This window comes from Kitasatospora sp. NPDC015120, from assembly GCF_043080305.1.
Taxonomy (GTDB): Bacteria; Actinomycetota; Actinomycetes; order Streptomycetales; family Streptomycetaceae; genus Kitasatospora.
Map to the genome: position 1 here is coordinate 155,763 of NZ_JBIBVJ010000002.1, position 24,100 is coordinate 179,862.

Genomic DNA, 24,100 nt, shown 5'->3' on the forward strand with positions numbered 1-24,100 from the left:
CATGAGCACAAGAGCTGCAGTACCCAAGGGGGCCCGCCGTCCGGTGGGCCCCCTGCCTCGTGCCCGCCCGCCTCGTGCCGCTCCGCGCGTTCCGGGCGCCACCACCGGGGGGCGCCTCCAGCGGGACGCCCCCAGCGGGACGCCGCCGCCGGACCGGCACCACCGGGCACCGCCGTCGGAGCGTCACCGCCAGGACCACCGCCCCCGCGCGGGAACGCCGAAGGGCCCTCCTCCCGTCCCGGGGAGGAGGGCCCTTCGCGGGACCCGTTCGGAGGGGGCGTCAGGCCGTCGCGGGGGTCTGGTTCGCACCCTTGCCCTGGGCCGGGATCACGGCCGGGGCGTCGTCGTAGAGGTCACCGGTGGGGTTGTTGTAGGCGACCAGGTCGAGGGTCTTCTCCCGGGCCGCGACCAGGATCGGCACCAGGGCCTGACCGGCGACGTTGGTCGCGGTGCGCATCATGTCGAGGATCGGGTCGATGGCCAGCAGCAGGCCGACGCCCTCCAGCGGCAGACCCAGGGTGGAGAGGGTCAGCGTCAGCATGACGATCGCACCGGTGAGACCGGCGGTGGCCGCCGAGCCGATCACCGAGACGAAGGCGATCAGCAGGTAGTCCTTGACGCCGAGGTCGATGCCGTACACCTGGGCGACGAAGATCGCGGCCAGCGACGGGTAGATCGCGGCGCAGCCGTCCATCTTGGTGGTGGCGCCGAACGGGACGGCGAACGAGGCGTACTCGCCCGGGACGCCGAGGCGCTCGGTGACCCGGCGGGTGACCGGCAGGGTGCCCACCGAGGAGCGCGAGACGAAGGCCAGCTGGATCGCGGGCCAGGCGCCCTGGAAGAACTTGACCGGGTTGAGGCCGGCGGCGAACTTCAGCAGCAGCGAGTAGACGACGAACATCACCAGCGCGCAACCGACGTAGACGTCCACGGTCAGGGTCGCGAAGGGCTCCAGCAGGTCCCAGCCGTACTTGGCGACGGACTTGCCGATCAGGCCGAGGGTGCCGAGCGGCGAGAGCCGGATGACCCACCAGAGGGCGGTCTGGACCAGTTCCAGCACCGACTCGCTGAGCTTGAGGATCGGCTCGGCCTTGGCACCGAGTTTGATCACGGCGGCACCGGCCACGATCGCCAGGAAGACGATCTGCAGGACCTCGACCTCGGTGAACGCGGTGACGATGTTGGTCGGGAAGATCCCGGTCAGGAAGTCGATCCAGCTGCCGGTGGACTTCGGCGGCTTGAGGCCCTCGGTCTTGAGGTTGGTGCCCTCGCCCGGGTTGGTCAGCAGGCCGAGGCCAAGGCCGATGGCCACCGCGATCAGCGAGGTGATCGCGAACCAGAGCAGGGTGCGGACGGCGAGGCGGGCCGCGTTGGTGACGTTCCGCAGGTTCGCCACGCTCACCAGGATCGCGGTGAACACCAGCGGCGGGACGGCGAGCTTCAGCAGCTGGACGAAGATCCGGCCGATCGTCTCCAGGGTGGTGGCCAGCCAGGAGATGTCGGCCGCGCGGGCCAGGTAGCCGAGGCCGACGCCGAGCACGAGGCCGGCGACGATCTGGACCCAGAACGGGGTCTTGCGGATTCTGGCGAGCACGGACGGCGACGAAGTCGCCTCGGGCGCTGTGGACATGACGGTGCGGCTCCGGGGGAGGCGTTGCTGGTGGTGAGGTGGGGGGTGGGGACGGCGGCACGGCACGCGGGCCGGACGGGAAGGGAACCGGCCCCGGTCAGGGGCGTGCCGCCTGAATACAGCTCATGGCGCGACAACGGCGCGGGCTGTCCACAGCACCGGACAGACGACACGCGCGGGCGGCGCCGGGCAGCGGGCCCGGGCCGAGCGGCGAACGTGCGTCTGAGGTGGTCACGGCCGACACATTAGCAGTAAAGCTTTGAGTTGTTCAAAGTAGTTGTTTGAGTTCCGGGTACGGACCGATTGACCGGTCAACAGTTATACGTATAACTTGGTGGCATCCCCCGCCCGCCGCCCGCCCAGACCGGAGAATCCCGCCCATGGGCTACCTCGCCCTGCTCCGCGCCCCGCACGTCGGCCGTCTCCTCTTCGGCACCCTGCTCGGCCGCCTCCCGGCCGGCATGACCGCCCTGGTGATCGCCCTCGCGCTGCGCGAGGCCCAGGCGCCGTTCAGCCGGATCGGCCTGGCCACCGCCGCGTACGCGATCGCGGCGGCCGTCGGCGGACCGGTGCTCGGCCGGATCGTGGACCGCACCGGGCAGCCGCGGGTGCTGCTGGTCTCCGCGGTGGTCGCCGGCGGCGGCTACGCCCTGCTGGCACTGGCCCCCGGCTCGGCGGTGGCGGCCCCGCTCGGCGCCGCGATCGCGGGCCTGGCCATGCCCCCGCTCGAACCCTGCCTGCGCTCGCTCTGGCCGGACGTCGTCGAGGAGGAGCGGCTCGACACCGCCTACGCCTTCGACTCCGCCTCCCAGCAGATCCTCTACGTCGCCGGCCCGCTCGCGGTGGCCGGCATCGCGGGCGCGGTCAGCGCCGTCGCCGCGCTCTGGGTGGCGGCCGCGCTGGGCCTGATCGGGGCGGCCGTCGTCGCCACCGCCGCGCCGGCCCGGGCCTGGCAGGCCCCGCCGCGCGCGCACTCGGCCGGCCTGCTCGGCCCGCTGCGCTCCCCCGGGCTGGTCCTGCTGCTGGTCGGCCTGGCCGGCGCCGGCTGGGCGGTCGGCGCGCAGAACGTGCTGTTCATCGCCTACGCCGAGGCCCCGGCCGCGGACGGCCTGCCCGGCGGCGCGGGCACCCTGCTGGCCCTGGCGGCGCTCGGCGGACTGCTCGGTGCGCTCGCCTACGGCGCGGTGCAGTGGCGCAGCTCGACGGCCACCCGCACCTGGCTGATGGCGCTCGGCATGGCCGTCAGCTACCTGCCGCTGGTGCTGCTCCCCGGGCCGGCCGCGATGGCCGGGCTCGCCTTCCTCTCCGGGATCGCGCTGGCCCCGTTGCTGGCGGCGGCGTTCGTCCTGGTCGCCGAGCTCGCGCCGGCCGGCACCGTGACGGAGGCGTTCGCCTGGCTGGTCACCCTCTTCGCGACCGGCAACTCGCTCGGCTACGCCGTCTCGGGCCACCTCGCGGAAGGCTCGCTGCGCCCGGTGGCGCTGTGCGCGGCGGGCGGGATCGGCCTGGGCGCCGCCCTGCTGTTCGGCGCCCGCCGCTGGTTCCGGCCGGCCGCCGCGCCGGCCGGGGCGCGGCCGGCGCCGGCCGAACCGATGCCGGTGGGCTGACGCCCGCCGCCTCCCCCGGACGTGGCTGCGCCCCGCTGGGGCGGCCTCGGCCTTCCCGGGTGGAGCCGGCGGCCGCCGGGGCGGTCGGGGTGACGGCGGTCAGCGCGACGCCGGTCCGTCCCTCACCGCCCGTCAGCCCGCCCCGGGGCACGCCGCGAGGCCGCAGGACGGCCTCCCGGGCGCCGGCCGCCCGAACGGCGCACCGCACCCGAACGCGCCTTCAGTCCTGCGCCCCGGGCGGGGCCTCCGTGGTGGAGGAGCGCCGCACCAGCGAGGTGGCGAGCGGCGGCACCGGGGCGACCGCCTCGCCGCGGAGCAGCCCGGCGAGCGCCGCCACCCCGGCCCGGCCCAGCTCCTCACCCGGCAGGTCGACGGTGGTCAGCGGCGGGGCGAGCAGCGCGGCCACCGGGACGTTGTCGATGCCGATCACCGAGAGGTCGGCGGGCACCCGCAGCCCGCGCTCGGCGGCGGCCTGGTAGACGCCGGAGGCGACCACGTCGTCGTCGCAGATCACCGCGTGTGGCCGGTCCGGGCGGGCGAGCAGCCGGTGGGCGGCCTCGCGGGCGGCCGGCTGGCCCTCGTTCAGACTGACGCCGAGCTCGACCACGTCCAGGCCGAGCCGGCGGACCGTCTCCTCGAAGGCGGCCTGGCGGACCCGGAAGGTGTACGCGGCATGGGTGGAACGCAGCCGGCCGATCCGGCGGTGGCCGAGCCCGGCGAGGTGTTCGACGGCGGCCCGCATGCCGCCGGCCACGTCCAGCTCGACGGTCGGCCGGGCCCGGTCGGTGCCCGGGTCGGCGTCCAGGAAGACGACGGGGGTGTCGGCGGGCAGCTCACCGAGCTGGCTGTCGTCGGGGGAGCAGATCAGCAGGCCGTCGAAGCGGCTGGTGGTGGCGGCCTCGGCGAGCGTGGCGCTCCCCCAGCCGGAGCTGACCACCACGGCCAGGCCGTGCCTGCCGGCCTCCTCGTGGACGCCCTCCAGGACCCGGCCGAAGAACGGGCCGAGGATGTTCGGCACGGCCAGCAGGATCATCCCGCTGCGGCCCAGCCGCAGCTGACGGCCGGCCGCCTGCGGGCGGTAGCCGAGGCTGCGGGCGGCCTCGCGGACCCGCTCGCGGGTGGCGTCGGAGACCCGGCGGCCGGCCTCGGAGCCGGAGAACACCAGGGAGACGGTGGCCTGCGAGACCCCGGCGAGCCGGGCGACGTCCCGGCCGGTGGGGCGGCGGACCGGGGCCGGCCAGGTCCCGGCCGCGGGCCCGCCGGCCCGCCCCGCCCCGGCGCCGGGCGGTGCGGGCACGCCCGGTGCGGCGCCGTCCGGCGCGGCGTTCTCCGGCACGGCGGCGCGGGTCAGTTCTGCGGAGCCGAGGCGGCGGAGCCGGGGGCGGCCTGCTGGGCGGCCGCGGCGCGGGCGGCCTCGTCCGCGGCGTCCTCCTCGGCGTTCTGCGCGGCGATCCTGGAGGCGGTCCGGGACCGGATGCCGTCCACCTTGCCGGAGATCTCGGCCGACATCTCGTCGCGCTGGCGGCTCAGCAGCGCGTAGCTCAGCGGGGCCGAGGCGATCGCGGCCAGCAGGAAGAGGAAGACCACGCCCGCCTCGCCGGAGACCGGGATGATCTGGAAGTGTCCGAGGAGCAGCGCGACCAGCAGGCAGCCGAGGAAGATGGAGACCCGCATCGAGGTGTACCGGAGCGTGGCGTGCGACTTCTTGCTCACATTGCTGCCCACCGGGGACACATCCTTCACTGCGCTGGGAACCGGGCCGGTCTCCCAGTGAAGCATGCCCGACGCGCCCGGCGGGGAACGGGTCCCGCCGGGCACCGCTCCGCCGGGCGCGCGATCAGCGCAGGTCGAGCCACATGATGACGTCGTCGCGGTCGTCGCCCGGCGCGACCCGGATGGTGGCGGGCACCCGGCCGACCTCGACGTAGCCGCTGCGGGCGTAGAACGACTCCAGACCCAGCCCGCCCCGCACCTGGAGCTTCAGCCCGTCCAGGCCCCAGCCGCGCGCGGTCCGCTCGGCCTCGGCCATCAGCGCCGCACCGTGGCCGCGTCCTTGGAGCTCGGGGTGGACCATGACCTTGGCCACCAGCCGCCAGTGGTCCATGGGCCCGAACCGCATCGACTCGAAGACCAGCAGCGCGGCCAGCCTGCCCGTCGCGGTCTCCCGGGCGATCAGCAGCCGGTCCGGCCCGGCCGGCGCCACCCCGGCGAACTGCGCCTCCCCGGCGGCCCCGACCTCCTCCTCGGTCACCTGGTGGACGAAGCCGACGGCCCCGCCGGCGTTGCTGGCGGCGGTCCACAGGCCGGTGATCTCCGCACGCAGGGCGGGGTCGAGTTCCGGGTCGAGGGTGAAGGTGAGCGTCATGGTCCCGGAGCCTAGCCGCCCCTTACGACAGCCCCTTACGACAGCCCCCACGGCAGGACGGCCGTGCCTCAGGGCAGGGCCGGGGCGGTCCGCTCCGGGCCCCCGGACCGCAGCGCCAGGCAGAGCAGCACCGCGACCGCGCAGAGCCCGCCCGCCGCGTACCAGGCGAGGTCGTAGTCGCCGAGCGCGTCCCGGGCGAAGCCGGCCAGACCGGCCACCACGGCGGCGCCGATCTGGTGGCAGGCTAGCGCCCAGCCGAAGACGATCGGCGCGTCCTCCCCGAAGTGGTGGCGGCAGAGCGCGACGGTCGGCGGCACGGTGGCCACCCAGTCCAGTCCGTAGAAGATGACGAACGCCAGGATCGGCGGCTCCAGCGACCCCGCGAACAGCTGCGGCAGCACCAGCAGCGAGAGCCCGCGCAGACCGTAGTAGACGATCAGCAGCCGCCCGGCGTCGAAGCGGTCGGTGAACCAGCCGCTGGCGACGGTGCCGATCACGTCGAACACGCCGACCAGCGCGAGCAGCCCCGCCGCCGTGGTGACCGGCAGGCCGTGGTCGTGGGCGGCCGGGATGAAGTGGGTGCCGACCAGCCCGGCGGTGGTCGCGCCGCAGATCGCGAAGGAGCCGGCCAGCAGCCAGAACGCCCGGGTGCGGGCGGCCTGCCGGAGCACCCGCAGCGAGCGGGCCAGCGCCCCGCCGCCGCCGGCCGGGGCGGGCGGCGGTTCGGTGGCGCCGTACGGGAGCAGGCCCAGGTCGGCGGGCCGTTCGCGCATCATCAGGAGCACCGGGACGGCCACCGCGCTGGCCGCCAGCGAGACCACGACCACCGCCGAGCGCCAGCCGTGCTGCTCGACCAGCCAGGCGCCGAGCGGCAGGAAGACGAGGTTGCCCGCCGCGCCGGCGGCCGTCAGCACTCCGGTGACCAGCCCCTGCCGGGCCCGGAACCAGCGCCCGGTGATGGTGGTGGCGAACGCGCCGGCCATCGAGCCGCTGCCGAGGCCGACCAGGACGCCCCAGCAGAGCACCAGTTGCCAGGGCTCGCGCATCAGCAGGGTGAGTCCGGCGCCGACCGAGATCGTCAGCAGCGCGCAGACCACCACCAGCCGCACGCCGAACCGGTCCATCAGGGCGGCGGCGAACGGCGCGGTGAGGCCGTAGAGGGTCAGGTTGACCGAGCTGGCGCTGGATATCGTGCCCATCGACCAGCCGAACTCGGTGTGCAGCGGGTCCATCATCAGACCGGGCGTGGACCGGAAGCCGGCCGAGCCGAGCAGCACCAGCAGGGAGACGCCGGCCACCACCCAGGCGTAGTGCAGCCGGGGCGTGCGAGCGGGCGCGGGAAGCACATCGGCGGCGTCGGCGGGACAGGCGGCGTCGGCGGGGCCGGTGGGGCAGGTGGGGTCGGCGGAGCAGGTGGGAGCAGCGGGGCCGGTGGGGGCGGCGGTCTCGTTCACCCGGCCGAGTCTTCCCACGGCGCGGGCGGACGACGAGGGGCGGGGCTGCCAGCTTCCGCCGGAATCGGGCCAACCGGGGGCGGGAACCGGCCGACCGGAAGCGGCGGTTCGGCGGGCGGGCCGGGTGGCCGAAAGGGATCGCCCCCGACGGGCGGATCGGATGGCGGCGGGCCGCACGCGCCCCGAGCACGGCACGGCCGGCCGCCATCCAACCTCGGCACACGGGCCCTGAAGCCGTGCCGATCCCTCCGCACTCGCCGAGGAGCCAGCGCACGACCGGTCCACGGCCCCCCTGCTGACGTGGTCCCCCTGGACAGCAGCACCGCAGCGGCGTTCGGGTGTTCCCTCGGCGTCCCCTCGCGACGGAGCGCTGCACCCAAGAGTGATCAGTCGGATACGTCACGTCAATGGGTAGTCGGAAATTCGGAATGGTTGCGTCAGCTTTCGGCCCGACGACGGGTCAGGGCTGCGCCAGCGCCACCCAGTCCACGGCCGCGAGCGGGTCCGCGGGCCGGGCGTCCGGGCTGATCTCGCACCAGACCCGCTTGCCGGTGCCGTCGGGGTACCAGCCCCAGCGGTCGCAGAGCAGTTCCACCAGTTCCAGGCCGCGCCCGTTGGTGGCGTCGACGTCCGCGCCCGCGTGCCGGGGGGCGGGGGCGACCTCACTGGCGTCGGCGACCTCGACCCGCAGCGGGCCGACCGTCGCCGCCTCGCGCACGCCCTCGTTCCCGGGGCCGCCCGGGGAGGCGGCGGGAGCGTCGCCCCGGTGGTCGCCCAGCGGGAAGCAGAGCCGCAGCACGGCCGGACGGCCGGTGTGCACCACGGCGTTGGTGACCAGTTCGGAGACCACCAGGACCACCGCCTCGGCGATCGGCGCATCCGGGTCCACCCCGTGGTTGAGCAGCCGCGAGCGGGCCCACCGGCGGGCCCGGCCGACCTCGGCGGGGTCCGCCCGCACCGCAAGCTGTACCTGAAGAACCTGCACCGCTCCACCACCCGCACTCGCAGTTCGGCCACCGTCTCGGCCGGGCCCCGGTCGCCCGTCCGCCCGGGCGCGCACCGGGCCCGCCGTCCGCCGGGGCGCCGCCCAGCGGGTGACCGCACGTCGCACCCGCCGCGGCGCGCCCGCGCCACGTCGTCCGTCGCGCACCGGCCGCGACACGAATACGCCTCAGGATGGTTCGGCGGGCGGGCGGCAGCAAGCGCTTCGGGCATATTCCAGCGATCGGGGGACAGGGCAGGGCATACTGTCCCGTTCACTCTGGCGAGCCCCGGACCGGCGACCGCCCGGCCCGGGCCGCGACGCAGAGGCGAACCTACCGCCGTCCGCCCCTCGCACCGCACCCGCCACTCGCGAACCACCCGTGCGACATATGTCCAGCCACCTTCGAACAGGGCGGTCGCGGGACCGGCCGCAGATCCCACGATCCGACCATCCGAAGCCCCGGCCTCCTGTTCTTCACCGAATCCACCCGCCGTCCGAACCGCCCGGGTTACCGTGGGACGCGTCAGCGGCCGGTCCGGCAGGAGGGTGGTGACCGGTGGCCAGCACCGACGGCGCCCCGCGCCGGGACGAACAGCTGCAGCGGCGCCTGGCCCGCGGCGAGGAGACCGCCCTCGGCGAGCTCTACGACCAACTCGCCCCGATGGTCCACGGGTTGGCGGGCCGGATACTGGCCGACCAGACCGCGGCGGCACAGCTCACCCGGGAGATATTCGCCCACGTCTGGGAGCACCCCGAGGCCTTCGACCCGGCCCGCGGCTCGCTCCGCTCCTGGCTCGGCGCGCTGACCCACCGCCGCGCGGTGGACCGGCTGCGGGCCCGCCGCGCCGCGGAGGCGGGCCCCGCCGGGGAAGCGGAGGACGAGATCCGCGCGGTGGCCACCGCCGCCCGGGTCCAGTACGTGGTCGCCGCCCTGCCGCAACCGCTGCGTGAGACCATCGCGGAGTCGTACTACGACGGCCGCACCTACCAGGAGACGGCCCGTCGGCTGGGGATCAGCGAACAGGCCGCCAAGGAGCGGATGCGGCAGGGTCTGGAACTGCTCGCCACCGCACTGGAACGGGAACGCGCCCGGCACCGGGGCCCCGCCCCGGCCGGCCCCGAACGGGCGGACCCCGAACGGCAGGACCGGGAGCGGGCGGTCGCCGAACGGGTGGACGCGGAGCGGGCGGACGGGGAGCGGGCGGACGGGGAGCGGGCGGACGGGGAGCGCGGGCGGTGGACGGAGGGCGGGGGGACGTGACGATCACCGACGAGCAGCACGAGGCCCTGCGCTCGCTGCTCGGCGCCTGGGCGCTCGGCGCCGTCCCGCCCCGGGAGGCCGCCGTCTTCGAGGCCCACCTGGCCGGCTGCCCGCAGTGCGCCGACGAGGCCGAGCGGCTGCGCGAGGCGGCCGGCTGGCTCTCCGTCGAGGAGCCGCTGGACCAGCCCGCCGCGCTGCGCCAGCAGGTGCTCGACTGGTGCCTGGCCCGCCGCCCGGCCGACCTGCCGGTCCCGGCGTGGGGGCTGCCGTACGCCGCCGAGACCGCCAAGTTCGACGCCCTGCTGCGCGACCTCGGCCCGGAGGAGTGGCAGGAGGTCGCCGAACTGCCCTGGCACGGCGGCACCGAGTACCTGCGCCCGGCCGAGGTCCTCTGCCACCTCGCCGCCGTGGACGGCTACGTGGCCGTCGCCCTCGGCCTGCCCGACCCCGTCCCGGGCGGATCCGGCCCCGGCCCCGGCGGCAGCGGCACGGCTCCCGGCGGCGCCGGAGCGGCGGCCGGGCGCCGCGTCCCGCCGCAGGAGGCCGTCCTCCCGCCGGTCCCCCGGGTGCCCCCGCAGGCCGGCCGGCCCTGGGACACCATCGCCGACCGCACCGCCCGGCTCACCGCCGAGCAGGCCGGCCAGCCGCCGCAGCGGGTCCGCGCCCGGTGGCGCCGGCACTGCCACCGGCTGGTCCGTTCGGCCGCACTCGCCCCGCAGGGCAACACCCCGGTGGACTTCGGCTTCGTGACCGTCCCGCTCCGGGACGCCTTCGTCGACCGGGCCTTCGAGTGCTACGTGCACGGCGAGGACGTCGCCCGCGCGGTCGCCTACCCCTACGACCCGCCGGCCCCGCAGCACCTGCGGCAGATGATCGACCTCGCCGTGCGGATGCTGCCGCTGGCCCTGGCCGGGCAGCGGGCGGCCCGCCCCGAACTCGCCGGGGCGCCCGCCGGCACCCCCGGGCCCGCCGACGGGAGGGCGGCCGGGCGCCGGATCCGGCTGGTGATCGACGGCCCGGCGTCCGGCGAGTGGCTGATACCGCTGGACGGCCCGGACGCGGGACCGCCCGGCGGCGAGCCGGTGGCGGCGATGGTGCTGGACGGGCTGGAGTTCTGCCAGCTGACCGCCGCGCACCGCGACCCGGACCGGCTGCCGGTCGGCGAGCACGGCGACCGGGCCGCGATCCGCGAGGTGCTGCACGCGGCGCCGCTGCTGTCCCGGCCGTAGCCGCCGGCGGCGGCGCCGGGCGGGCGCGTCAGGCGAAGACGACCGTCCGGGTGCCGTTCAGCAGCACCCGGTGCTCGCTGTGCCACTTCACCGCGCGGGCCAGCGCCTGGCACTCGACGTCCCGGCCGAGCGCGACCAGCTGGTCCGGCGTGACGTCGTGGGTCACCCGGGCCACCTCCTGCTCGATGATCGGGCCCTCGTCGAGGGCGGCGGTGACGTAGTGCGCGGTGGCGCCGATCAGCTTCACGCCCCGGGTGTGCGCCTGGTGGTACGGCTTGGCGCCCTTGAAGCTCGGCAGGAACGAGTGGTGGATGTTGATCACCTTGCCGGAGAGCGCGGTGCACAGCCGGTCCGACAGCACCTGCATGTAGCGGGCCAGCACGACCAGCTCCACCTTCTCCTCGGCGACCAGGTCCAGCAGCCGCTGCTCGGCCTCGGCCTTGGTGTCGCGGGTCACCGGGATGTGGTGGAACGGGATCCCGTAGCCCTCGGTGAGATCGCGGAAATCGGTGTGGTTGGAGACCACCGCGGCGATCTCCACCGGCAGCGCGCCGATCCGGGTGCGGAACAGCAGGTCGTTCAGGCAGTGCCCGAACTTGCTGACCATGAGGACGATCCGCAGCTTCTCGTCGCTCGGGTGGATCTGCCAGTCCATCCCGAACGAGGCGCCGATCGCGGCGAAGCTCGCCCGCAGCTTGTCGAGGGTCACCGGCTCGGCGGCGGAGAAGTGCACCCGCATGAAGAACAGACCGCTGTCCCCGTCACCGAACTGCTGGCTGTCGATGATGTTGCACCCGGTCATGAAGAGGTAGCTGGAGACCGCGTGCACGATGCCCTGCTTGTCGGGGCAGGACAGCGTGAGGACGTACTGGGCGCTGGCCGGCTGCTGTTCCACGGTGGTGGTATCCCGTCCTGAGCTCGTGCGGATGTGGACGCTCCAGCGTGTCACACTCCCGCAGGCCCCCCTCCGGCTGCCCGCACTGCGGGACGGACCGCCCCGGACCAGGGCGGCGGTCCGTTCAGACCTGGGTCAGGATCCGCAGCACGTCCAGCGAGCGCGGCGGGACGTCCGGGTCCTCGCCGTCGTTGGCGGCCAGCCTGACGTGCGCCTCGCGGGCCGCCCGGACCGCCTCCGGCCAGCCGTGGTGCTCCAGGTAGGCGGAGGCCGGGGCGTCCGCGCCGACCTCGTGCAGGATCCGCACCACCCGCAGCACCGCGACGTCCACCAGGGTCGCCTCGGCGGAGTCCCGGAAGATCGTGCCGACGTACTTCTCGGCCGACCAGCGGTCCAGCCAGGTGTCCTCGACCAGGCGGTAGACGGCGTCGGTGACGTCGCCGTACCCCTCGCGGCCGGCCAGCCAGGCGTCCCGCTGGAACCCGGGGTCGGAGAGCATGTGCAGCGCCGAGCGGAGCCGGGCCCGCCAGCGCCACCAGGGCAGGTCGTTGAGCGGCATGCCGCCCATCGTGCTGGAGCGGTGGCCCGGACGAGAAGGGTTTCGGGCAGACCGATACGAAGATTCTGTGCTGGCGGACATGGGAATCGATCGTACGTTCCCCCACCGTTCGTGCTCCACTCCCGATCTACACGCGTCCCCACCCGGAGTTCCACCCCCGTTTGCCGGCCGTTGGCTGGACGGTCCTCTCGGCTTGCGACACCGGGGATTGGCTGGAACCGGTGCGCAGCACAGCGCCCAGGGAGGGAAAGACCGATGACCAGCCGTAGGGGCTCGTCCCAGGCCATGCACCCGATCGCGGGACGGCGCCGCCGGCGCCCGATCGCTGCCGTCGCGACCGCCGCGGCGGTGCTCCCAACCCTCTTCTCGGCCTCCGCGTGCGGCGGACCGGCCGATGCCGCCACCGGCAGCGGCGACCTCACCGTCATGACCTGGGCACCGTCCGACACCGGATCGGCCGACCGCCCCGGGATGACGGCCCTGGCCGAGGCGATCGGCCGGGACGTCAACGTCAAGGGCGGCCTGCACGGCCGCCGGCTGCGGGTGATCACCTGCAACGAGCACAACACCTCCGACGGCGCCAAGGCCTGCGCGCAGCAGGCGGTGGACGCCAAGGCGGTCGCGGTGCTGGGCTCCTACAGCCAGTACGGCGACGACTTCATGCCCGCCCTGGAACGGGCCGGCATCCCGCTGATCGGCGGCTACGGCCTGTCCCAGCCGGAGTTCAGCAGCCCGCTGTCCTACCCGGTGGGCGGCGGCCTGCCGGCCCTGATCGGCGGCAGCGGCCGGCAGCTGGTGGAGGCCGGCTGCAAGGCGGTCTCGCTGATCCGCCCGGACACCCCGGCCGGCGACAACCTGCTCGGCTACCTGGGCAACGCGCTCAAGCCGGCCGGGATCAAGCTGCTGGACGTCAAGGCGCCGGAGAAGTCCAACGACTACTCCCCCGAGGTCCGCAAGGCGATCGGCGGTGACCAGCCGGGCAACTGCGTCACCAGCGCGCTGGGCTCGGAGCCGACCGGCAACCTGCTCGACGCCTTCCGCCGGACCGGCGCGAAGAACACCCGGATCGCCTCGGTGATCGGCAGCGTCCAGCAGTCGGTGGTCGACTCCACCGGCGGGGACAACGGCCCGCTCGCGGGAGCCTTCGTGACCGGCTGGTACCCGCCGGAGTCGGCCAAGATCTGGGACGGCCTGCGCGCGGTGATCCGCGCCGACACGGCCGGGCGGACCATCGACGCCGCCGACCCCGGGGTGCAGACCACCTGGGTGGCCTACGAGGTGTTCCGCCAGGTCGCCGACCGGCTGGCCGCGGCCGGGCGCCAGATCAGCAGCAAGACGATCACCGGGCTGCTGGACAGCGGCGAGCAGATCGACGTCGGGCTCACCCCGCCGCTGAACTGGGCGACCACCAACATGCTGCCGTCCACCGAGTCGCCCCGGCTGGTGAACACCTGGGTCACCTACCAGGTGGTCAAGGGCGGGCAGCTGACCCTGCAGCGGCCGGGCTTCGTGGACGTGCGCTGGGTGCTCACCGGCGGCAAGCCGCCGGCCTGATCCGGCGCTCCGCCCCCGCGGTTCCCGGGGCCCGGCCGTCCGGCGGCCGGGCCCTTCGCCGCGCCCCGGTGTCCTGCGGCCGGGGTCGGCGGCCGGTACCGGGGTGCGGTTCCGGGGTGCGGTTCCGGAGTGCGGTACCGGTGCGGTCGGATCAGAGGTCGCCGTCGGTGCGGGTGGGCAGGCCGGTCTGGCCGGCGACGGTGTTCCACAGCCCGGCCGCCTGCTTCTTGGCCGTGGTGGCGGTGCCGCTCGCGGCGACGGCGTTCTTGTAGTGCTGGTTGTCGTTCTTCTTCGGGTCGCAGCCGGCCTGGGCGTCGCCGGCCCAGGCCGCGTACTCGTCGTCGGCGGTCGCCGAGGCCGTCCACGCCGCGTTCAGCTGCTCGACCAGCTGCGGACCGCCGGGCAGCTTGTCCGTCTTCAGCCCGGCCAGCTTGCTCTGCAGCTCCCGGCGCTGCCCGGCCGCGGCGGTCAGCGCCTGCTGCGACTCCGGCAGCTTGTCGCACTTCTGCACCGAGGCGACCGCGCCGATCACGGCCTGCCGGCTGTCGTTGGCGGTGCCGAGCAGGTCGGAGAGCGCCTGGGCCTGCGCCTTGACCTCCGGGTTGACCGAGGCGGTCGTCGGGCCGGCGCTCTGGACGGTGGCGGCGACCGTGCCGCTGTCGGTGACCGGGGGAACGGCCTTCTTCTCCGTGCCGGACGTGTCGTCGTTGCCGTTCAGCAGCACCGCGACCAGGACGGCCGCCGCCACGCCACCGGCCACCACACCGCCGATGAGCAGCTTGGACGAGGAACGGCCGCCGCGGCCGCCGTCCCGCCCGGCCGGGGCCTCGCCCGGGTGGCCCGGCGCGGGCCGGTCGGCGTACCCCGGCTGCGCGGGCGGGTAGCCGCCCGCCGCCTGCGGGTCCGCGCCCGGGTACGGCGGCAGGTACTGGGTCGCCTGGGCCGGGTCGGCGGGGTGGCCCGGCTGCGGGGCACCGCCCCAGGACGGCTGCGGGCCGGCCGGCTGGACCGGCATGGCCTGGGTCGGCAGCGCGCTGTCGCCGAGGTACTCCGGCTGCCCGGACGGCTGTCCCGGGTACGGCCCGGCCGGCGGCTGGGCGTGCGGCGGCTGGACGTGCGGCGGCGGACCGGCGTGCTGCCCCGGCTGCGGGCCGTACGCCGGCGGCGGGCCCGGCGGAACGGGCCTGCCCTGCTGCCCGGGCTGCCCGCCCGGCTGCTGCGGCTGCTGGCCCGGCTGCTGTCCGGGCTCCGGGCGGAACAGGTCGTCCAGGTTGAAGTCACCCGAGTTGGGATACGAGCGGCGCTGGCTCAACGCGATTCCTCACCTGTGCACGACCGCGCGCTGACGGCGGACCACATCTCGTCGGTTCTTGGGGGCATCACAGTTCCTTGGACGTCGCGCCCACGCTACCGGTTCACCGAACCGGCCGACCACGTGGGCGGTCCATCCCTCACCGACCCTGCACGCTCCCCGCCGTCCTCCTCGACGGGCCCGGCTCAGGCCGCCTCCGCCTCCGCCCGGGCCTGGAACTCGCGCACCACCCGCTGCTCCCGGAAGGGCTCCAGACGGCGCCGGAACTCGTCCAGGTACTCCACGCCCCGGTTGGAGCGCAGCCCGCTCAGCAGCCGGACCGCCTGCGCCCCGGTCTCGCAGGCCCGCTCGACGTCCCGCTGCTGGAGCTGCGCCGTGGCCAGCAGCACGAGGTCCACCGCGCGGCGCCGCACCCGGGTCGGCGGGTGCAGGTCGAGCGCCCGGCGGGCGTAGTGCTCGGCCGGGCCGGCCTGTTCGAGGTCCCGGTGACAGTGGGCCAGTTCGTCGGCGAGGTAGGCGTCGTCGAAGTGGACGATCCAGTCGGGGTCGTCCTCCGGGCGGCGCTTCTCCATCATCTCCAGCGCCTTGGCGGCCACCGCCTCGCAGGCCTTGGCGTCGCCGAGCAGGGCGTGCCCGCGCGCCTCGGCCGCGTAGAACATCGCCATCGCGGTCGGGGTGGCCACCGACCGGGCGCCCTCCTGGGCGGCCCGGGCGAGCTGGGCGATCTCCCGCGGATTGCCCAGGGTCGCCGCCAGATGGCTCATCGAGGCCGCCAGCACGTACCCGCCGTACCCCCGGTCGTCGGCGGCCTGGGCCAGCCGGAGCGCCTGGATGTAGTAGCGCTGGGCCAGGCCCGGCTGGCCGGTGTCCACCGCCATGTAGCCCGCCAGCTCGGTCAACCGCGCGACCGCGGCGAAGAGCTGACGCCCGGTCTCGTCCCGGTAGGAGCCGCCGAGCAGTCCGGAGACCACGCTGTTGAGGTAGTGCACCACCACCGGGCGGACGTGCCCGCTGCCGAACCGGTGGTCCAGGTCGACCAGCATCGCGGTGGTCGCCTTGACGGCCGCGACGTCGGTCGGGCCGACCCTGGTCCCGCCGGTGCGGGCCACCACCGGGTCGGGCGGGGTGATCAGCCAGTCCCGGCTGGGCTCGACCAGGGCGGAGGCCGCCACCGTCGCCCCGGTCAGGAAGTCCCGGCGGCCGACGTCGCTGCGCCACAGCTCGCAGACCTGCTCCAGCGCCGCGCCCAGCGTCGGCGCGAACTGCAGGCCGATGCCGGAGCTGAGGTTCTTGCCGTCGGCCATGCCGATCTCCTCGACCGACACGCTGCGCCCCAGCTTGCGCCCGAGCGCCTCGGCGATCACCGCCGGCGCCTGCCCGCGTGGCTGCTGCCCGCGGAGCCAGCGCGCGACGGAGGTCTTGTCGTACCGCAGGTCCAGACCGTGTTCGGCACCGCAGAGGTTGACTCTCCGTGCCAGACCGGCGTTGGAGCAGCTGGCCTCCTGGATCAGCTGCTGGAGACGCTCGTTGGGCTGTCGTGCGACAAGTGGTCTCGCGGCCATTGGGCTTCGCCTCCCCACACCCTCCGGTCCCGGCCGGCGGGCGACGCTTTCTGCTGATCTCTGTTGCCGAGTTGCCGACTGTCCGACCGTTCAAGGAAACTGACACCAGGTTAGCGATCAGCAACGCCAGCGGGATACCCACGGTGACGATGCCGACCCCCCACGCGCCCGCCCAAATGCTCCTGTGCGCCCCCACTGCGCCCACCCCGCCTTCCCCCGGCGCGCTCCCGCCCGGTCCGCCTCACCGGTTCGGGTGAACAGCCCCTACCTGGCGCAACGACCGGGCCCCGGCCGTAACCAGGCTCACGGACGGTAGTTGAGCAGTCCGTGGGGGGACCTCGGCGATCTCCCCGCCCCGGGACGTGACGCGCCGTCGTCCGCCGCCCGACGGGCCCGGCCCGCGGCGGTGCGCCGACCGCCCCGGACCGCACCGCCGGACTGCCGCCCTGCGCCGATCGGGTGAGGGCGCGCGCTGCGCGAGACCCCGCGCGCGAGTGACGGGCCTTGTCTCCCACCGGAGACGGGGCCCGTCATACGCATGTGCGGATAAGGCTTCGGTGTACCCGCTGGCCAGCGGTGAAAGCCCCTCGTACGAGTGACAGCACTCAAGGATTGCCTTGATCGTCCGAGTGGGAGAACTTCCAGCGAGAGGGGCCGCCGGACGGGGCGCTCGGTCGGGGAAGCCGGGCGAGGCGGACGGGAGGGACGGAGGGGAGACCGGAGGGGAACGGAGGGGACGGGAGGGACGGGGCGGGGCCGCGGTACCGGCCGGGTTCGGGGAGGCCGGTGCCGCGGAGAGCGGGAGGGAACGGGAGGGGCCGGACGGAGCCGGGAGCGCGGGGAGCGCCCGGCCCCGTCCGGCGTTGCGCGGCCGTCGGACGGCCGCTACCCGCTCAGGTCTGCGCGACGAAGACGTGCGCGGCGATCTCCCTGCCCAGCTCGGCCGCGTTCTCGCCGCTGCCCACCAGCACCCCGCCGACCCCGGCGCTCACCCGCACCGTCGACCCCGGCCGGACCCCGGCCCGCCGCAGCGTGCGCATCAGCTCCCCGTCGGTCTGGATCGGCTCGCCGATCCGGCGGACCACCACGTCGGCGCCGTCCGCGCCCGGCAGCACGGCGTCCAGCGGGACGAGCCCGGCGTCGAAGCCCTCGCCCTCGGCCTTGGCGTCGCCCAGCTCGTCCAGCCCCGGGATCGGGTTGCCGTACGGGGACTGGGTGGGGTGGCCGAGCATGGCGAGCACCTTGCGCTCGACCGTCTCGCTCATCACGTGCTCCCAGCGGCAGGCCTCCTCGTGCACCTGCTCCCACTCCAGGCCGATCACGTCGACCAGCAGGCACTCGGCGATGCGGTGCTTGCGCATCACCCGCACCGCGAGCCGGCGCCCCTCCTCGGTCAGCTCCAGGTGCCGGTCGCCCGCGACGCGCAGCAGTCCGTCGCGCTCCATCCGGCCGACCGTCTGGCTGACCGTGGGACCGCTCTGCTCCAGGCGCTCGGCGATCCGGGCGCGCATCGGGGTGATGCCCTCCTCCTCCAGCTCCAGGATGGTGCGAAGGTACATCTCAGTGGTGTCGATCAGCCCAGACATCGCCGCTGGCTCCGTTCTTCGGTGTCCTCATCGCCAATTCTGACCTACCGCACCGACTGCCGGGCCCGCCCCGGGGCGGCGGGGGCGGCTTTTCGCGACTGTTGACAGCGGCGCCGGTGAGGCAGCACGGTGCTGGCCGGAGCTTTCTCCCCCGCGGCCCGGACCACCACGGCCCGCCCCCACCCGGCCGGAGTCCCCCACCGGCAGAGAGCGAAGGCAACTGATGAGCGAGCTGGTCGGCCGGTACTTCGACGCCGCGATCGCGCACCTCCAGCGGGTCCGCACCGAGGAGGCGGAGAACATCGAGGCCGCCGCCGCCCTGCTGGCCGAGGCGGTCACCGAGGGGCGCCGGATCTTCGCCTTCGGCGCCGGCCACTCCTCGCTGGCCGCCCAGGACGTCGTCTACCGGGCCGGCGGACTGGTTCCGGTGAACCTGCTGGAGGTCCCCGGGATGGCCGGGGTCACGGTGATGCCGGCGCCGCTGTCCAGCGCGCTGGAGCGGGTCTCCGGGCTGGCCACCGCCGCCCTGGACCACACCCCCGCCACCAGCGGTGACCTGCTGTTCCTCATCTCGCTCTCCGGCCGCCAGGTGATGCCGGTCGAGCTGGCCCAGCACGCCCGGGGCCGGGGGCTGAAGGTGATCGGGCTGACCTCGCTCGCCTACCCCGGCGAGATCGCCTCCGCCCACCCGTCCGGCACCTATCTCAAGGACCACTGCGACGTCGTCCTGGACAACAAGATCGCGGTCGGCGACGGCGAGCTGACCCACCCCGGTGCCGAGACCACCTTCGGCCCCGTCTCCACCATCGTGACCAGCGCCTTGATGCAGGCCGTGGTCGCCTCCGCGGTGGACCGCCTGGCCGACGCCGCACTCGCGGGCACCGGCGCCACCCCGCCGCTGTTCCGCTCCGGCAACGTGCCGGGCGGTACCGAGTGGAACGCCAAGCAGATGGCCGATAACGCGGAGCGGATCTTCTACACCTTCTGACCGCCCTCCGTCCGCGTCCGGCCGTTCGCCGTAGGGCGGCGCAGCCGTCGGCACCAGCCCGGCTACGCCGAACGGCCGACCGGTCTGGACACCCGGCCCGGCGGCGGTCCGGAGCACGTCCGCGGCGCGCGCCCCGGCACCGGGCCGCGCGCCGCCACCCCAGCCCCACCGGAACCGGCCTCATCACCCGCCCGAGGCGTACCGGTCCCCCCGCCGGGGCAGGTACCGCCGGGGCGGTGGAGCTGCGAGCGGGGGACGGGATGACGTCGGGCACGGGCGGGGCGGACCGGGTGGTGCGGGAGCGCGAGCTGTTGCCGGAGCTCTTCTGGGCGGCCGACTCGGCCTCCCAGCAGGGGCAGACCAGGGCGGTGCGGCTCTCCGCCGCCGAGCTGGTGCTGCTGGTCGCGGCCGCGACGGCGGGCTCCGCCGACGGCACGGTGTGGGCCTGGCTTGCCGCCGTCGCCTACCTCGGCGCGATCGCCCTCTCCGCGGTGATCAGCCGGCAGAACCCGCAGGGCCTCTGGTACGAGGGCCGGGCCGCCGCCGAGTCGGTGAAGACGCTCGCCTGGAAGTTCGCCGTCCGGGCGGACGCCGTCCAGCCGCCCCCGCGCCCGCTGCCGGACGCCGAGGGCCTGTACGGCCTCCAGCTCGGCCGGGTGCTGCACGCCTTCCGGGGCAGCCGCGCGGTCGGCCCCGGCCTGGCCGGCCGGTCGCCCGAGAGCCAGATCACCCCGGCGATGCGCGGTCTGCGCGGCCGGCCGCTCGCCGTCCGCCGGGACGTCTACCTGCGCGAGCGGATCCAGGTGCAGCAGGACTGGTACCGGTCGAAGTCGCGCCACTGCGCCCGCGCCGGTCTCTGGACCGGCGTGGCCGGAGTGGCGCTGCCGTTGCTCGGTCTGGTGCTCGCGGTGCTGCGGGCGATGGGCGGGTTCACCTTCGACGCGCTCGGCACCGTCTCCGCGGTGGCCGCCTCGGTCACCGCCTGGGCCCAGCTGCGCCAGTACCGCCCGCTCGCCGCCGCCTACGGCCTGGCCGCCGACGAACTGGCCCAGATCCGCGCCCAGCTGGCCCGGCTGGACGTCGGTTCCCCGGACGCCGAGGAGCTCTGGGCCCGCCTCGCCCGCGACGCCGAGGACGCCGTCTCCCGCGAGCACACCACCTGGCAGGCCCGTCGCGAGGTCAACGGCTCCGCCGACCGCGACTACTGAGCGACCGGGGTCACGGGGTCCTTGCCGGCGAGGACGGCGAGGACGTTGTCGACGGCGAGGCCGCCCATCGCCTGGCGGGTGCGGACGGTGGCGCTGCCGAGGTGCGGGGCGAGGACGGCGCGGTCCTGGGCGAGCAGGGCGGGCGGGACGGCCGGCTCGTGCTCGAAGTTGTCGACGGCGGCGGCGAACAGCGCGCCGGACTCCAGGGCGGCGGCCAGCGCCTCCTCGTCGACGACGCCGGCCGTCATCGAGACCACCACGGCCCCCGGCGGCAGCAGGGCGAGCCGGCGGGCGTCCAGCAAGTAGCGGGTGGCATCGCTGAGCGGGCAGGTGACGACCAGGACGGGGGACGTGGAGAGCAGCTGCTCCAGCGGCAGCCACTCGGCGCCGTCGGCCTGCTCGGGCGGCAGGGGGTGGCGGTTGTGGTAGCGGACCGGCATGTCGAAGCCGCGCGCGCGGCGGGCCACCGCCTGGCCGATCCGGCCCATGCCGAGGATGCCGAGCGGGGTGCCGGCCAGTTCGAGGCCGAGCAGGAAGTTCGGCGCCCAGGCCCAGCTCTCGCCGTTGCGCAGCAGGCGCTCGCCCTCGCCGAGCCGGCGGGTGGCGGCCAGGAGGAGGGCCCAGGCCATGTCGGCGGTGGCGGCGGTCAGCACACCGGGGGTGTTGGTGACCGGGATGCCGCGCTCGGCGCAGGCGGCGAGGTCGACGTTGTGGTGGCCGACGGCGTGGTTGGCCACCACCTTGAGGCCGGGGCCGGCCGCGTCGAGCAGTTCCGCGTCCACCCGGTCGTCCAGCGTGGTGATCAGGGCCCGCCGGCCGCGGACGGCGGTGAGGAGATCGGCGCGCGCCATCGGCAGGTCGGAGTCGTGCACGGTGGCCGGGAGGTTCGCGGTGAGCCGTTCCACGACACCGGGCGCGAGACGACGGGTGACCAGGACCGGGGGCTGCTCGTTCATGTGCCGAATCTACGCTCCACCCCCTCGCCGGGCCGGACACGGGGGCAGGGTGCCATCAATGGCGCCTACGTGGCCGAGTCCGGCTCGAACCGGACGAGCTTGCCTCTCTTGTACGCCTCGGCACCCCACCCGTGAGTGAGCCCCGCGACGCGCGGAGCCCCCGCCCGCACTCGGCGAGTTCGACCACCTCACCCGCTGACCACCGCTCCCCCGGGCCGCTCCCGCGCCTCGCGGGAGCGGCCCGGAACGCCCGCCGGGAGGACGTGCACATCCGGCCCCGACGCGGAAGCCCGGGTGTGCCCGGCCGCGCGGCCGGCGGAGTCCAGGACCGGGCTGGTCCCGACGACCCACGGGCCGCCCGGGACGGGCAGCCGGGTGAGCCGGTGGCGGCTACCCGCACACGGCCGCGCCGCGGAGCCAGGCGTCCACCGACTCGCGCGCCCCGGCGGCGAATCGGCGCCCCAGCGGGGTCAGCGCGCCGCTTCCGGCCAACAGGTCCACCGCCTCGTCGGTCAGGCCCCGCCAGTGCGCGAACCGCGTGCGGGCCGCCCGGGTGCCCCGCTCCGCGCGGGCGCTCCAGAAGGCGGTCACCGCGAGGTGGGCGTAGACGGCCTGGAACAGGGAGCCGATCGGGCGCGGGGAAAGGCCGAACGCCTCGAACAAGCGGGTGTCGGTGCGGTCGTACAGCTCCGCGCGGTCGAGCACCGCGCCCAGCTTCACGTGCTGGAACTCGTGCACCAGCAGCAGCGCCAGGGCCGGCGCGGTGCGCGGGCGGGCGATGCCGACGGCGCCGAAGGCCTGCCGCGCCGCCGAGCTGAGGTCCCGGCCGTCCGGGCCGGGCCGCAGCGGGGTGACGGTGGTCAGGCCGGCCCACAGACCGGCCGCGTGGTCCGGCAGGTCGCGGTCGAGCAGGTCGGCGGCCGACCGCAGGTCGCGCGCCCAGCCGGCGCACTCGGCGTCGCCCAGCCGGTCCGCCACCGGCCAGCGGTGGACGGCCCGTTGCGGGTCCACGTCCTCCAGCGCGAGCACCCGCCCGGCGGCCGGCCCGATCCGGCGGACCGGCTGCCAGCGCGGATCGCCCGGACCGGCGAGCGTGCCGTCGTCGGTGCGCGCCGTCCAGCCCGTCCGCCCGCCGGTGACCCGCGCCTCCCGTACGCCCCGGCCGAGCACCAGCCGGCCGAGCGTCGGCAGGTGCAGCACCCCGTCGCGGACCGGCACCGCCACCGTGTCCCCCCGGCCCGCCCGGACGGCCGCGGCGGCGGCCAGTTCGGCCAGCGGGCCGAGGCCCGCCCCGGGGTCGCCGGTCAGCCGACGGGCGGCCCAGGCCCGGACGTACGGGTGCGCCACCACCGCGTCCACGGCGGCGGGCGCGGTGGCGTCGAGCTCGGCGAGCAGCTCCCAGGCCGCCGAACGGGCCAGCCCGGAGGAGCCGTGCACGGCGGCCAGCATGGTCCGGGTGAGCGCGAGTTGCGAGCGGGCCAGCGCCCGGACCGTCTCCGGACCGCCCAGCCCGAGGGCCAGTTCGCCCAGCTGCGGCTCGGTGAGCCCCGGACCGGCGAGGTCCGCCGGCGCCGGGGCGGGCCGGGCGGAGCCGGTGCCGGCGCGGGCGGCCAGACCGTCGACCATTGCCCGCAGGTCCGCGCAGTACACCGAGGGGTGGTCGAAGGAGCCGTCCCGGTAGCGGTGCGCGTACAGGCCCCCGCCGCAGGAACGCACCACCGGGCAGGCCCGGCAGGTGGCGTTCAGCCCGGCCAGGCCCGACTGCCGGGCGGCCGTCCCCGGGTGCCGCAGGACGTCGTCGAGGCGGTGCCGGAAGACGTCCATCCCGGTGGCGGGCGCGCCGTCGTACGCCGTGCGCAGGCTGTCCGCCTGCTCGTACGCGCCGTCCGTCTCCAGCACCACCAGGTCGACCGGCTCCAGCCCGAGCGCCTCGGTGAGGCCGGGCAGCCCGGACAGGGTGCGGTGCACGGAGTCGAAGGTGCGCACCGCGAACGGGCGGCCGTCCGCCTCCCACCGCGCGTGGACGGCGAGCAGCCAGTCGGCGTAGGGCGTCGGGCCCGCGCCGGCGGGGCGCCCCGGCGGACGCTCCCAGGTGGCGTGCGGGAGCAGGAAGTCGACGGCCGGGGGCTCCAGTGCGGCGAGTGCCCGGTGGACGGCCCCCGGGTCGTTCGCCACGTCGACGGTGCAGAGCAGCCCCGCGTACAGGTGCCGGAACCGGGGCTCGCGCAGCAGCCCGGCGGCGCGCAGCACCAGCGGGTGGCTGGAGCGCCCGTCCGCGAAGCGGCGGTGGCGGTCGTTGGCGGCCCGGTCGCCGTCCAGCGAGAGGCCGACCCGGATGCCGAGCTCGTCGAACAGCTCGCAGTACTCCGGGGTGAGGCGGACCCCGTTGGTGTGCACCCGGAGGTCGAGCTCACAGACCTCGGGCAGCGCGCCCCGCAGCGCCTCGGCCGCCCGCCGGAGCACCGCCGGACCCGCGAGCAGCGGCTCGCCCCCGTGCAGGACGACGCGCATCGCCGTCAGCCCATGCGCGGCGGCGTGCTCCCCGATCCGCTCGGCGGCTCTCGCCAGCACGGCGTCCCCGATGACCCGCGGCCGGGACCGCCAACCGGTGTCGGCGTGCTCGTAGACGTAGCAGTGGTCGCAGGCGAGGTCGCACCGGCTGTGGACCTTCAGCACGATCTGGGTGAACGGCGCGGGAGCAGGCGTCATGACGGCACGTTTCCAGGGCCGGACGCCCGCTAATCGTTTTGTCAGATACCTGAATTGAACGCGGCCACCGCCCGGGCACCCACTCCCGGCAACGCCAGTTCGAGCACCCGGGCCAGTTCACCCGCGTCGGCCCTCGCCAGCTCCGCCAGCGCGGGCCGCTCGGCGGTGCCGGGCGGTGGCCCGTCCGGGCCCGCCGCAACCTCCGGTTCCATCCTCCGACTCCTTCCCTGGCCGACGCCT

The 24,100-nt window shown here is 75.5% G+C and carries 20 protein-coding genes; 6 read left to right on the forward strand and 14 right to left on the reverse strand.

The genetic code is table 11. The features are described 5' to 3' along the window. Window positions 1–280: 280 nt before the first annotated feature. Entirely contained in the window at window positions 281–1,630 is a 1,350-nt protein-coding gene (locus tag ACF1AK_RS05520) for a dicarboxylate/amino acid:cation symporter (RefSeq protein ID WP_391497466.1), read from the reverse strand. Between the two features lie 380 nt (window positions 1,631–2,010). Between ACF1AK_RS05520 and ACF1AK_RS05525 the strand changes: the two genes are divergently transcribed. Further along, window positions 2,011–3,237 (forward strand): MFS transporter, encoded by a 1,227-nt coding sequence (locus tag ACF1AK_RS05525; protein ID WP_391497467.1) that lies wholly within the window; start codon window positions 2,011–2,013, stop codon window positions 3,235–3,237. 220 nt (window positions 3,238–3,457) lie between these two features. On the opposite strand, the gene ACF1AK_RS05530 is transcribed toward ACF1AK_RS05525, so the two are convergent. The 5 genes from ACF1AK_RS05530 to ACF1AK_RS05550 form a co-directional block, all read right to left on the reverse strand. Next, on the reverse strand, window positions 3,458–4,573 hold the full coding sequence (locus ACF1AK_RS05530; RefSeq protein ID WP_391497468.1) for a LacI family DNA-binding transcriptional regulator: 1,116 nt from the start codon (window positions 4,571–4,573) through the stop codon (window positions 3,458–3,460). A gap of 11 nt (window positions 4,574–4,584) precedes the next feature. After that, window positions 4,585–4,962, reverse strand: a complete 378-nt coding sequence (locus ACF1AK_RS05535) for a DUF4229 domain-containing protein (RefSeq protein ID WP_391497469.1) — start codon at window positions 4,960–4,962, stop codon at window positions 4,585–4,587. A gap of 112 nt (window positions 4,963–5,074) precedes the next feature. Then, entirely contained in the window at window positions 5,075–5,602 is a 528-nt protein-coding gene (locus ACF1AK_RS05540; RefSeq protein WP_391497470.1) for a GNAT family N-acetyltransferase, read from the reverse strand. A gap of 68 nt (window positions 5,603–5,670) precedes the next feature. Beyond that, window positions 5,671–7,056, reverse strand: a complete 1,386-nt coding sequence (locus tag ACF1AK_RS05545) for an MFS transporter (protein ID WP_391497471.1) — start codon at window positions 7,054–7,056, stop codon at window positions 5,671–5,673. A gap of 460 nt (window positions 7,057–7,516) precedes the next feature. Further along, complete coding sequence (locus ACF1AK_RS05550; protein ID WP_391497472.1) at window positions 7,517–8,041, reverse strand: ATP-binding protein; 525 nt, start codon at window positions 8,039–8,041, stop codon at window positions 7,517–7,519. Between the two features lie 556 nt (window positions 8,042–8,597). On the opposite strand from ACF1AK_RS05550, the gene ACF1AK_RS05555 reads away from it, so the two are divergent. Further along, on the forward strand, window positions 8,598–9,302 hold the full coding sequence (locus ACF1AK_RS05555; protein ID WP_391497473.1) for a sigma-70 family RNA polymerase sigma factor: 705 nt from the start codon (window positions 8,598–8,600) through the stop codon (window positions 9,300–9,302). After that, window positions 9,299–10,531 carry a zf-HC2 domain-containing protein gene (locus ACF1AK_RS05560; RefSeq protein WP_391497474.1) on the forward strand — a complete coding sequence of 411 codons (1,233 nt, stop codon included), beginning with the start codon at window positions 9,299–9,301 and terminating at the stop codon, window positions 10,529–10,531. The genes ACF1AK_RS05555 and ACF1AK_RS05560 overlap by 4 nt, the downstream gene beginning before the upstream one ends. Window positions 10,532–10,559: 28 nt before the next feature. Here the strand turns inward: ACF1AK_RS05560 and purU are convergent, their stop codons facing one another. After that, entirely contained in the window at window positions 10,560–11,426 is an 867-nt protein-coding gene (gene purU / locus ACF1AK_RS05565; protein WP_391497475.1) for a formyltetrahydrofolate deformylase, read from the reverse strand. A gap of 124 nt (window positions 11,427–11,550) precedes the next feature. Further along, the gene (locus ACF1AK_RS05570) at window positions 11,551–12,066 is read right to left on the reverse strand and encodes a hypothetical protein (protein WP_391497476.1); all 516 of its coding nucleotides are present in this window, start codon (window positions 12,064–12,066) and stop codon (window positions 11,551–11,553) included. A gap of 174 nt (window positions 12,067–12,240) precedes the next feature. On the opposite strand from ACF1AK_RS05570, the gene ACF1AK_RS05575 reads away from it, so the two are divergent. After that, on the forward strand, window positions 12,241–13,539 hold the full coding sequence (locus ACF1AK_RS05575) for an ABC transporter substrate-binding protein (RefSeq protein ID WP_391497477.1): 1,299 nt from the start codon (window positions 12,241–12,243) through the stop codon (window positions 13,537–13,539). 151 nt (window positions 13,540–13,690) lie between these two features. On the opposite strand, the gene ACF1AK_RS05580 is transcribed toward ACF1AK_RS05575, so the two are convergent. The 3 genes from ACF1AK_RS05580 to ACF1AK_RS05590 all read right to left on the reverse strand — a co-directional run bounded on the left by ACF1AK_RS05580 (window position 13,691) and on the right by ACF1AK_RS05590 (window position 17,999). Beyond that, window positions 13,691–14,851 carry a hypothetical protein gene (locus ACF1AK_RS05580; protein WP_391497478.1) on the reverse strand — a complete coding sequence of 387 codons (1,161 nt, stop codon included), beginning with the start codon at window positions 14,849–14,851 and terminating at the stop codon, window positions 13,691–13,693. A 185-nt stretch (window positions 14,852–15,036) separates the two neighbouring features. Continuing rightward, a complete protein-coding gene (locus ACF1AK_RS05585; protein WP_380286935.1) occupies window positions 15,037–16,413 on the reverse strand; it encodes a transcriptional regulator in 1,377 nt (458 codons plus the stop codon). A gap of 893 nt (window positions 16,414–17,306) precedes the next feature. Continuing rightward, a complete protein-coding gene (locus ACF1AK_RS05590; protein WP_391497479.1) occupies window positions 17,307–17,999 on the reverse strand; it encodes a metal-dependent transcriptional regulator in 693 nt (230 codons plus the stop codon). A 223-nt stretch (window positions 18,000–18,222) separates the two neighbouring features. Between ACF1AK_RS05590 and ACF1AK_RS05595 the strand changes: the two genes are divergently transcribed. Both ACF1AK_RS05595 and ACF1AK_RS05600 read left to right on the forward strand, forming a co-directional pair. After that, window positions 18,223–18,987 carry an SIS domain-containing protein gene (locus ACF1AK_RS05595; protein ID WP_391497480.1) on the forward strand — a complete coding sequence of 255 codons (765 nt, stop codon included), beginning with the start codon at window positions 18,223–18,225 and terminating at the stop codon, window positions 18,985–18,987. Window positions 18,988–19,247: 260 nt separating this feature from the next. Then, window positions 19,248–20,195 (forward strand): DUF4231 domain-containing protein, encoded by a 948-nt coding sequence (locus ACF1AK_RS05600; protein ID WP_391497481.1) that lies wholly within the window; start codon window positions 19,248–19,250, stop codon window positions 20,193–20,195. On the opposite strand, the gene ACF1AK_RS05605 is transcribed toward ACF1AK_RS05600, so the two are convergent. The 3 genes from ACF1AK_RS05605 to ACF1AK_RS05615 form a co-directional block, all read right to left on the reverse strand. Next, entirely contained in the window at window positions 20,189–21,151 is a 963-nt protein-coding gene (locus ACF1AK_RS05605; RefSeq protein WP_391497482.1) for a 2-hydroxyacid dehydrogenase, read from the reverse strand. The two genes, ACF1AK_RS05600 and ACF1AK_RS05605, sit on opposite strands and share 7 nt — an antisense overlap. A 390-nt stretch (window positions 21,152–21,541) precedes the next feature. Next, a complete protein-coding gene (locus ACF1AK_RS05610; protein ID WP_391497483.1) occupies window positions 21,542–23,860 on the reverse strand; it encodes an FxsB family cyclophane-forming radical SAM/SPASM peptide maturase in 2,319 nt (772 codons plus the stop codon). A gap of 41 nt (window positions 23,861–23,901) precedes the next feature. After that, complete coding sequence (locus tag ACF1AK_RS05615; protein ID WP_391497484.1) at window positions 23,902–24,072, reverse strand: hypothetical protein; 171 nt, start codon at window positions 24,070–24,072, stop codon at window positions 23,902–23,904. Window positions 24,073–24,100: the final 28 nt, after the last annotated feature.

Bases quoted from the DNA above. Each gene is read 5' to 3' on its own strand.
- ACF1AK_RS05595 (WP_391497480.1), top strand. From the start codon at position 18,223: ATGAGCGAGCTGGTCGGCCGGTACTTCGACGCCGCGATCGCGCACCTC.
- ACF1AK_RS05585 (WP_380286935.1), bottom strand. From the start codon at position 16,413: ATGGCCGCGAGACCACTTGTCGCACGACAGCCCAACGAGCGTCTCCAG.
- ACF1AK_RS05525 (WP_391497467.1), top strand. From the start codon at position 2,011: ATGGGCTACCTCGCCCTGCTCCGCGCCCCGCACGTCGGCCGTCTCCTC.
- ACF1AK_RS05575 (WP_391497477.1), top strand. From the start codon at position 12,241: ATGACCAGCCGTAGGGGCTCGTCCCAGGCCATGCACCCGATCGCGGGA.
- ACF1AK_RS05520 (WP_391497466.1), bottom strand. From the start codon at position 1,630: ATGTCCACAGCGCCCGAGGCGACTTCGTCGCCGTCCGTGCTCGCCAGA.
- ACF1AK_RS05605 (WP_391497482.1), bottom strand. From the start codon at position 21,151: ATGAACGAGCAGCCCCCGGTCCTGGTCACCCGTCGTCTCGCGCCCGGT.
- ACF1AK_RS05600 (WP_391497481.1), top strand. From the start codon at position 19,248: ATGACGTCGGGCACGGGCGGGGCGGACCGGGTGGTGCGGGAGCGCGAG.
- ACF1AK_RS05540 (WP_391497470.1), bottom strand. From the start codon at position 5,602: ATGACGCTCACCTTCACCCTCGACCCGGAACTCGACCCCGCCCTGCGT.
- ACF1AK_RS05570 (WP_391497476.1), bottom strand. From the start codon at position 12,066: ATGTCCGCCAGCACAGAATCTTCGTATCGGTCTGCCCGAAACCCTTCT.
- ACF1AK_RS05590 (WP_391497479.1), bottom strand. From the start codon at position 17,999: ATGTCTGGGCTGATCGACACCACTGAGATGTACCTTCGCACCATCCTG.
- ACF1AK_RS05615 (WP_391497484.1), bottom strand. From the start codon at position 24,072: ATGGAACCGGAGGTTGCGGCGGGCCCGGACGGGCCACCGCCCGGCACC.
- ACF1AK_RS05610 (WP_391497483.1), bottom strand. From the start codon at position 23,860: ATGACGCCTGCTCCCGCGCCGTTCACCCAGATCGTGCTGAAGGTCCAC.